A 7,502-nucleotide genomic window follows, 5' to 3' on the forward strand; every position below is an offset into this window, starting at 1 on the left:
CGCCGCGCAGCCGGTCCGCCTTGATCACGGGGATGCCGTGGGCGGCGGCGGCCGCGGCCACCGGGGACGGGGTGAGCACGCGCTTGCGCCCGAGGGGAGCATCGGGACGGGTGAGGACGCCCACGACCTCGTGGCGGGATGCGACGAGGGCCTCCAGCACCGGCACGGCGGTCTCCGGGGTGCCGGCGTAGAGGACGCGCAGCGGGGCGTCGGTCGGGGCGGCGTGGTCGGTCATGGTCTCCTGCAGTGATCGTACGGGCGGTCGGCCGGTGTGGAGCGAGGACATGGGCCCGGGCGTCTCAGCGTGCCGGGCGATGCGGATCGTGGACGAAGCGACCCACCCTCAGCATGCCACCAGGGCGGGCCTGCGGGGCAGGCAGGGTCAGCGTGCGGCGTCCTTCGAGTCTGCCCCGGCCTGTCCCGTCGCGGACGGACGCCGCACCGGCGGCGGACCGATCTCGCGCAGGGCGGGGCCGGCCTCGGCGGCGGCCTCCTGGTGGGTCCAGAGCTGGCGGAGGGCCCAGAACTTGTGCCAGTGCTGCTTCAGCACGGCGGGGTTGGCCTGGTGGACGGCCACCTCGGTCTCGCCGACGGCCACGCCGAGGAGCATCTCGGCGCGGCCGTGGGCCCAGGGCTCCCAGGTGCCGACCTCGGCGTCCACGAGGGACTCCTCAGCCTGCAGCCCGGCCACGAGCTGCATGACCACCTTCGGGTCGAGGGGCTTCACCCGGCCGTCGCGGCCGGTGGTCTTGGTCTTGAAGTCGATCAGGCAGAGGCGGCCGCCGATGCGCGCCACCAGGTCGAGCGTGCCCGCATACCCCACGGACGCGTTCCACACGGTGACCTCGGCGGCCACGGGCTGCACGCCGTAGAGGTCCCACCACTCGTCGAAGCGGTCGGCGTAGGCCCCCTCTCCGTGCTGGATCAGGGTCTGCCGGCACTCCGCCATGCGGTGCGGCCTCCCGAGGGCGCGCAGGGAGACCTGCTCCGCGTAGTCGTGGACGCGGTCCCCGCGTTCGGCGGCCGCGTCACGGTAGCGGGCGGCCGCGTCGGCGTTCTGCCGGGCGATCTGCCGCAGCTGGGCGGAGGAGCCGAGCGCCTGACCCAGGCGGGTGTCCTTCGTGGCGGCGTCGGCGGCCATCCACCCGACCCAGCCGTCCAGGTCGGCCTTCTCCAGACCGATGACGGTGGTGATCGACGGGACCTCCGGGAGCCCGCCGATCCGGCGCGCGTACATGCGGCCGCGCTCGGTGGCGTGGGCGAGGCGTGGCTGGGTCATGGTCATCCATTCTGGCAGGCGGTCCGCGCCGGACCGCCGCCATCCACAGGTGAGCCTGTCCACATCCCCTGGTCCGCCCGCCCACGGCCCCCTGACCTGGCATGACCTCCGACGTCGGCCGCCCGCCTCCGCCTGCCGCCATGCCGATTTGGCATCCACGATTGCCATGGTCTAGAGTTCTTTCTCGTTGGAAAACGCGGCGAGCGGTTCCGATCGGGGAAGACGATCGCCGCGCTGATCCATGCGGATGTAGCTCAGTTGGCTAGAGCGCCACCTTGCCAAGGTGGAGGTCGCGGGTTCGAATCCCGTCATCCGCTCGCATGACCTTTCAACCCTGGTCGGGTGGCCGAGAGGCGAGGCAGCGGCCTGCAAAGCCGTATACGCGGGTTCGAATCCCGTCCCGACCTCGCGGCTCCTCCAGAGATGGAAGGACCTGCACTCAGCAGTCGCAAGACTGAGTGAGCGCGATTGGCGCAGTGGTAGCGCGCTTCCTTGACACGGAAGAGGTCACTGGTTCGAACCCAGTATCGCGCACGGACGGCGGTCCTCGAGGCCGACCGTTTCTGCGGATGTAGCTCAGTTGGCTAGAGCGCCACCTTGCCAAGGTGGAGGTCGCGGGTTCGAATCCCGTCATCCGCTCCATGCACGTCTGAGGCCCCGTCGGCACCGCCGGCGGGGCCTCGGCCGCCCCTGGAGCACTCCCCGCACCGGCGGGCTGTCGGCAGAGATGTGTGTGCGGCCCGGACGCATGTCAGCCGCGCTGCCGGCCACGCGCACGTCAGCGGTCCTCACACAGGGCTCTGCCGCCGACATTCAGCCGGTCCCCAGCGCCCGGCGCAACGTCTCGACGTCCGCCATCACCTTGCCGGAGGTGTAGTCCAGGCCCTCCGCCAACTCATGGTTGAGGATGCGCCCCTGCGCCTGGAGGGCGGAGAAGGCCGCTCCCCCAGCGCCGATGGCCCCGAGCAGGGGCACGGCGCGCAGCGCGCCCCGGCGCAGCACGGTGGAGCCCATCCGAGAGGCGAAGCGGGCCAGGACGCGGTGGGCGATCGGCCCGGCGAAGGAGCGGCGCAGCAGGTCCGCCGGAAGTCCGGCGCCGGCAGCCCCGGACCGGCCGGCGGAGCGGTCACCGTCGTCCCCATAGCCCACGGGGCGGCCGTCGCGCTCGAGCCGAGGTCCGGTGAGCCGGACCGCGGCGGCGGCGCCCTCCACCTCCAGGAGGGTGCCGAACAGCAGGAGGAGCTGTTCGAGCCCGGCCTCGGAGACCGGGCCGCCCTCGTGGTCCCCGGCCGAGAGCCGATGCCCGTAGAGGTAGGCGAGCTCCTGGGACAGGCGCAGGCCGAAGGCCACGCTGCTGCATCGCGTCCGCGCCGGCGCCGGCGGTCATCGCGATCGGCCCGCCCGGCAGCGCGGCGGCCGCCGCCGCCGAGGAGGACCACGCCGTCAGCTGCAGGACCCGGCGCAGGCCCAGCGAGCGCAGCTCCGGCTCGGTGAGCACGGCGATCAGGCCCGCGGACAGGACGCGGCGGCGTGCGCCGTCGTCGGGACACAGGCCGGAGGCCTGCTTCAGCAGGAAGCGCTCCCGATCCACCCGGACGCCCGGGATGCCCAGGGCACGGCGGACGGCCGACTCCACCGCGGACGGCCCCGGCGCACCGGGCTCGGAGACGGAGCCGCCGGTCATGCCGGTCCCCGCCGCGCGGCTCCGGGGCCGCCCTGCCGCCGGTCCCTCACTTCTCCTCGGCGATGCCCAGCTGCCCCTCGCGCACCAGCGCGGTCATGCGGGAGACGGTGCGGAAGTACTTCTTCATGTAGCCGCCGTGCATCATCTCGTGCGTGAAGAGCTCGTCGAAGGCGGTGCCGGAGGCCACCACCGGGACGTCCTTGTCATAGAGACGGTCCGCGAACACCACGAAGCGCAGGGCCGTGGACTGCTCGGTGATGGTCTGCACGTTGTGCAGCGCGATGACGTCCACGTCCTTGACCAGCTCGCGGTAGCGCGAGGGGTGGACGCGGGAGAGCATGGCGGTCAGGTCCGCGAACTCGTCCTCGGCCACCACGGCGGCGTCCGGGAAGTTCTCCGCCACCGTGTCCATGACCTCGGAGTCGGCGAGCGGGGCCGGGGCCTCGGACAGGCCGCGGTGGCGGTAGTCCTCGCCGTCCACGCGGATCACATCGAACTGGTCCGCGAGCACCTGGATCTCGCGCTTGAAGTCCTGCGCGGCGAAGCGGCCCTCGCCGAGGGCGCCCGGCAGCGTGTTGGAGGTCGCCACGAGGCGCACGCCGGCGTCCGCCAGCTCGCGCATGAGGCGGGACATCAGGACGGTGTCGCCCGGGTCGTCCAGCTCGAACTCGTCGATGCAGACCAGGGTGTACTCCTTGAGCACGTCCACGGCCTTGCGGAAGGACAGGGCGCCCACCAGGTTCGTGTACTCCACGAAGGTGCCGAACGCCTTCGGCCCCGGGGCGGCGTGCCAGGTGGAGGCGAGCAGGTGGGTCTTGCCCACGCCGAAGCCGCCGTCCAGGTAGATCCCGGCCGGCTGGGCCGGACCCTTCTTTCGTCCGCCGCCGAACAGGCCGCCGAGGAACCCTCCGCCGCCGGCGCCGCCGCGGGCGCCGCCGATGGAGGCGGCGAAGTCCCTGAGGCGCTGCACGGCCTCGGCCTGCGAGGGGTGCGCCGGGTCCGGGATGTAGGTGTCGAAGGACACCTCGCCGAAGCGGTAGGACGGGTGGAAGCCGGCGAGCAGCTCGTCCGCGGAGACCTGCGGGGAGCGCTCGGACAGGTGGACGGTCTGGGCCACGGCGGACTCCGTTTCCTTCGACGTGCGGGTACCGGTTCACTCTACCGCCCGCGGCCGGCCTCGAGACCGGGACGCATGACGGTTTAGGACAGCCTCCCTATTACGTGCACCGCGCCTGGCGTAATCTGGCGCTCGAGGGCCCGGAGTCCCGCCGCGGCGCCCGTGCCGCGGCACTCCCGAGGGTCCGCCGCACAGACCCCCACCGGAAGGAAGAGGTGCTGCAGATGGCCGAGACCACCACCGAGTTCGCCGAGTACGCCCACCCCGAGAAGCTCGTCTCCACCGACTGGGTCGCCGAGCACATCGGCGACGAGGACGTCGTGGTCCTCGAGTCCAACGAGGACACCCTGCTCTACTCCACCGGCCACATCCCCGGCGCCGTGAAGATCGACTGGCACACCGAGCTGAACGACCCGGTGACCCGTGACTTCGTGGGGCCGGAGGACTTCGCGGCCCTGCTGGGCTCCAAGGGCATCGGCCCGGACACCACGGTCGTGTTCTACGGGGACAAGTCCAACTGGTGGGCCGCCTACGCGCTCTGGGTGTTCACCCTCTACGGCCACAGGGACACCCGCCTGATGAACGGTGGCCGGGACAAGTGGATCGCCGAGGGACGGGAGACCACCCGCGAGGTCCCGTCCGTGACCCCGGTGGACTACCCCGTGTCCCAGCGCGACGACACCACCGAGCGCGCCGCCCGCGAGGACGTCCTGTCCGCCCTGGGCTCCACCCCGCTGATCGACGTGCGCTCCCCGCAGGAGTACACCGGCGAGACCACCCACATGGAGGGCTACCCGCAGGAGGGCACCCTCCGCGGTGGCCACATTCCGACCGCCGCCTCCGTGCCGTGGGCGAAGGCCGCCAACGAGGACGGCACCTTCAAGTCCCGCGCCGAGCTGGAGGCCATCTACCGCGACGAGGCCGGCCTGGGCGAGACCGACAGGGTGATCGCCTACTGCCGCATCGGTGAGCGCTCCTCCCACACCTGGTTCGTGCTCAAGCACCTGCTCGGCTACGAGAACGTCCGCAACTACGACGGCTCCTGGACCGAGTGGGGCAACGCCGTGCGCGTGCCGATCGTCATGGGCGACCAGCCCGGTGAGGCGCCGCAGCGCTGACCTGAGGCCTCCGGGACCGGGCCTGCCCGGCCCGGAGGGCTGGAAAGCTTCCCGACGACGGGCTGTCACCTACCGCGGTAGGTGACAGCGTCGTCGTGCACCACGGTGAGGGGGCGACCGGTTCGGCCGCGGTGAACAGCCCGACGGGGCGGGCATGCGCGTCCTAGGATGGTGAGCCATGAGTGAGAACACCGCGCTGCCCACCGCCCTGGCCGAGATCGTCGACGACTTCGCGGCGGTGCCGGACCCGGAGAAGCTGGAGCTGCTGCTCGAGTTCTCCGACGAGCTGCCCGAGCTCCCCGCCCGCTACGACGGGCACGAGGAGAAGATGGAGCAGGTGGTCGAGTGCCAGTCACCGCTGTTCCTGGCCGTGGAGGTCGAGGGCGAGGAGGACACGGCCGGCCCGGACTCCGTGGTCCGGCTGTTCATCACCGCTCCGCCGGAGGCCCCGACCACGCGTGGCTTCGCCTCCGTGCTGTCCCAGGGCCTGGACGGGCTGACGGCCGCCGAGATCCTCGCCGTGCCGGACGACATCCCGAACCGCCTCGGCCTGGCCAAGGCGCTGACCCCGCTGCGGCTGCGCGGGATGTCCGCGATGCTCGGCCGCATCAAGCGCAATGTGAAGGACCTGACGACCCGGGCCTGAGCGACACGGCGACGTCCTGACGGGACGGAGGACTGGGATGGCGAAGAAGAGGTCGGGCGGCCCCGCGCCGACGCCGGCGGTGGCCGCCCTGACCCGCGCGAGGGCCGCCCACACGCTGCATCACGTGGACGCCGAGGACGGACTGACCGCGGCGGACGCCGTGGGCGTGGGCAAACGGATGGCCGCCGCGCTGGGCGTGGACCCGGCGCAGGTGTTCAAGACGCTGATGGTCCAGGTGCCGGACAGCACGCTGGCCGCCTGCGTGGTGCCGGTGTCCGGGCAGCTGGACCTGCGGGCCGCCGCGAAGGCGCTCGGGGCCAAGAAGGCCGTGCTGGCCGACCGGGACGAGGCGGAGCGCAGGACCGGCTACGTGCGCGGCGGCATCTCCCCGCTCGGGCAGCGGCAGCGCTGTCCGGTGGTGGTGGACGAGACGGCGCTGGGCTGGGAGACGGTCTTCGTGTCCGGCGGGCAGCGCGGCCTGGACATCGAGATCGCCCCCGCCGCGCTGGTGCGCGTGGCCGAGGCGTCCGTGGCGCCGATCGCGCGAGAGGACTGAGTCCGGACCGCCGGGACGCGGTGGGCGCCGACGGACACGCACCCTCCCCACTCTGGCATGGAGATAAGCCCTCCACTGATTCAATACCCTGAATCAGTGGAGGGCTTCTTTGGGATCCGGGGGCAGGGGGCGCTCACTCGGCCCGATGATGCTCACTCGGCCACGATGCGGTCCAGCCGCTCCCCCATCGCCTCGCTCAGCGACCGGGAGAAGGTCGCGGTCATGTGGTTGGAGTCCATGTAGACCAGGGCGTTGCCGACCACCGGGGCACAGACCGGACCCGGGCAGATGAAGTCGTTCAGGTCAAACACCTCCATGCCGGGCACCTGTTCGGCCGCGGCGAGGATGTCCGGGGTGCCCGACTCCTGCAGGCCCTGCTCCCGGTCCCAGGTGCAGGCCGCGATGTCCTCGCTGTTGCGCTCCACGCACTCGGGGATCGGCTGATCGGCGTGCGGCGGGTCCGTGAGGGCGATGACATGGTCTGCGTTGTCCGCCAGCTGCCTCCAGGCCTCGGCCAGGCCGTCCGAGGACGAGCTGCCGTCCGCGTCGAGGTGTCGGGCGGTCGAGGTGATGATGATGTCCGCCTCCTCGGCCTCGATCTCCTCCATGACGTTCTCGTTCCAGCGGGTGCACTCGTCGAAGGGGCGGGGTCCGCCGTCCTCCTCAGACAGCTCCACCGTGTGGGTGGTGATCGGGCAGGCGCCCTTCACGTAGGAGACCACATGCCAGCCGCGCTCGAGGGATGCCGTGGTGACGGCCTCGGACCAGTGATGGACGTGGGAGTCGCCCACCATCAGCACCGTGACGTCCGCGTCCGGATCACCGTCCTCACACCGGACGGCGGTGTCGTCGGCGGCCTTCACCTGGCATCCCCGATAGAGCAGCGGGGAACCGTCGTCGGGGCCGGCGGCAGGCGCCGGCACGACCTGGTCCACGGTCAAGTCCGCGAGGTCGTCGACGGGATCCCATCCGGCCGGAGGCCCTGCCGGCCTGGACTCGTCCGAGTCCCCCGGCGAGGCGGCTCCGGACGCCGGGTCCGCACCGTGGTCCCCCGATGCGCCCCCCTTGTCCGTCGGGGCCCCCGGAGGCGGTCGCGGCACCG

Annotated in this window: 7 protein-coding genes, 4 tRNA genes and 1 pseudogene; 7 read left to right on the plus strand and 5 right to left on the minus strand. The window is 72.1% G+C overall.

The genetic code is table 11. The annotated features are described in order from the left end of the window. Positions 1–202: pseudogene (locus AC2W7A_RS07095) on the minus strand (methionyl-tRNA formyltransferase); the annotation flags it as partial. A gap of 180 nt (positions 203–382) precedes the next feature. Continuing rightward, entirely contained in the window at positions 383–1,279 is an 897-nt protein-coding gene (locus AC2W7A_RS07100; protein ID WP_485990741.1) for a cytochrome, read from the minus strand. Positions 1,280–1,522: 243 nt separating this feature from the next. On the opposite strand from AC2W7A_RS07100, the gene AC2W7A_RS07105 reads away from it, so the two are divergent. The 4 genes from AC2W7A_RS07105 (at position 1,523) to AC2W7A_RS07120 (ending at position 1,921) form a co-directional block, all read left to right on the plus strand. After that, positions 1,523–1,596: transfer RNA gene (locus tag AC2W7A_RS07105), tRNA-Gly, on the plus strand. Between the two features lie 19 nt (positions 1,597–1,615). After that, positions 1,616–1,686 (plus strand) — tRNA-Cys (locus tag AC2W7A_RS07110). 55 nt (positions 1,687–1,741) lie between these two features. Beyond that, positions 1,742–1,813 (plus strand) — tRNA-Val (locus AC2W7A_RS07115). A 31-nt stretch (positions 1,814–1,844) separates the two neighbouring features. Further along, positions 1,845–1,921 (plus strand) — tRNA-Gly (locus AC2W7A_RS07120). A gap of 171 nt (positions 1,922–2,092) precedes the next feature. Here AC2W7A_RS07120 and AC2W7A_RS07125 read toward each other — a convergent pair. Both AC2W7A_RS07125 and zapE read right to left on the minus strand, forming a co-directional pair. After that, positions 2,093–2,629 (minus strand): hypothetical protein, encoded by a 537-nt coding sequence (locus AC2W7A_RS07125; RefSeq protein ID WP_485990742.1) that lies wholly within the window; start codon positions 2,627–2,629, stop codon positions 2,093–2,095. A gap of 380 nt (positions 2,630–3,009) precedes the next feature. Then, positions 3,010–4,080, minus strand: a complete 1,071-nt coding sequence (gene zapE / locus AC2W7A_RS07130) for a cell division protein ZapE (protein WP_485990743.1) — start codon at positions 4,078–4,080, stop codon at positions 3,010–3,012. A 224-nt stretch (positions 4,081–4,304) separates the two neighbouring features. On the opposite strand from zapE, the gene AC2W7A_RS07135 reads away from it, so the two are divergent. From AC2W7A_RS07135 to AC2W7A_RS07145, 3 genes are all read left to right on the plus strand, one after another. Beyond that, positions 4,305–5,198: a sulfurtransferase gene (locus tag AC2W7A_RS07135; RefSeq protein WP_485990744.1), complete on the plus strand. Its 894-nt coding sequence runs from the start codon at positions 4,305–4,307 to the stop codon at positions 5,196–5,198. Positions 5,199–5,376: 178 nt separating this feature from the next. Then, positions 5,377–5,844: a SufE family protein gene (locus tag AC2W7A_RS07140; RefSeq protein ID WP_485990745.1), complete on the plus strand. Its 468-nt coding sequence runs from the start codon at positions 5,377–5,379 to the stop codon at positions 5,842–5,844. Positions 5,845–5,881: 37 nt separating this feature from the next. Then, positions 5,882–6,400 carry an aminoacyl-tRNA deacylase gene (locus AC2W7A_RS07145; protein WP_485990746.1) on the plus strand — a complete coding sequence of 173 codons (519 nt, stop codon included), beginning with the start codon at positions 5,882–5,884 and terminating at the stop codon, positions 6,398–6,400. Positions 6,401–6,552: 152 nt separating this feature from the next. Here AC2W7A_RS07145 and AC2W7A_RS07150 read toward each other — a convergent pair. Further along, on the minus strand, positions 6,553–7,502 hold a 950-nt coding region (locus tag AC2W7A_RS07150), incomplete at its 5' end, for an SGNH hydrolase domain-containing protein (protein WP_485990747.1).

Source organism: Micrococcus sp. LASM2_SD2 (assembly GCF_057364565.1).

Bases quoted from the DNA above. Each gene is read 5' to 3' on its own strand.
- AC2W7A_RS07100 (WP_485990741.1), bottom strand. From the start codon at position 1,279: ATGACCCAGCCACGCCTCGCCCACGCCACCGAGCGCGGCCGCATGTAC.
- AC2W7A_RS07140 (WP_485990745.1), top strand. From the start codon at position 5,377: ATGAGTGAGAACACCGCGCTGCCCACCGCCCTGGCCGAGATCGTCGAC.
- AC2W7A_RS07145 (WP_485990746.1), top strand. From the start codon at position 5,882: ATGGCGAAGAAGAGGTCGGGCGGCCCCGCGCCGACGCCGGCGGTGGCC.
- AC2W7A_RS07135 (WP_485990744.1), top strand. From the start codon at position 4,305: ATGGCCGAGACCACCACCGAGTTCGCCGAGTACGCCCACCCCGAGAAG.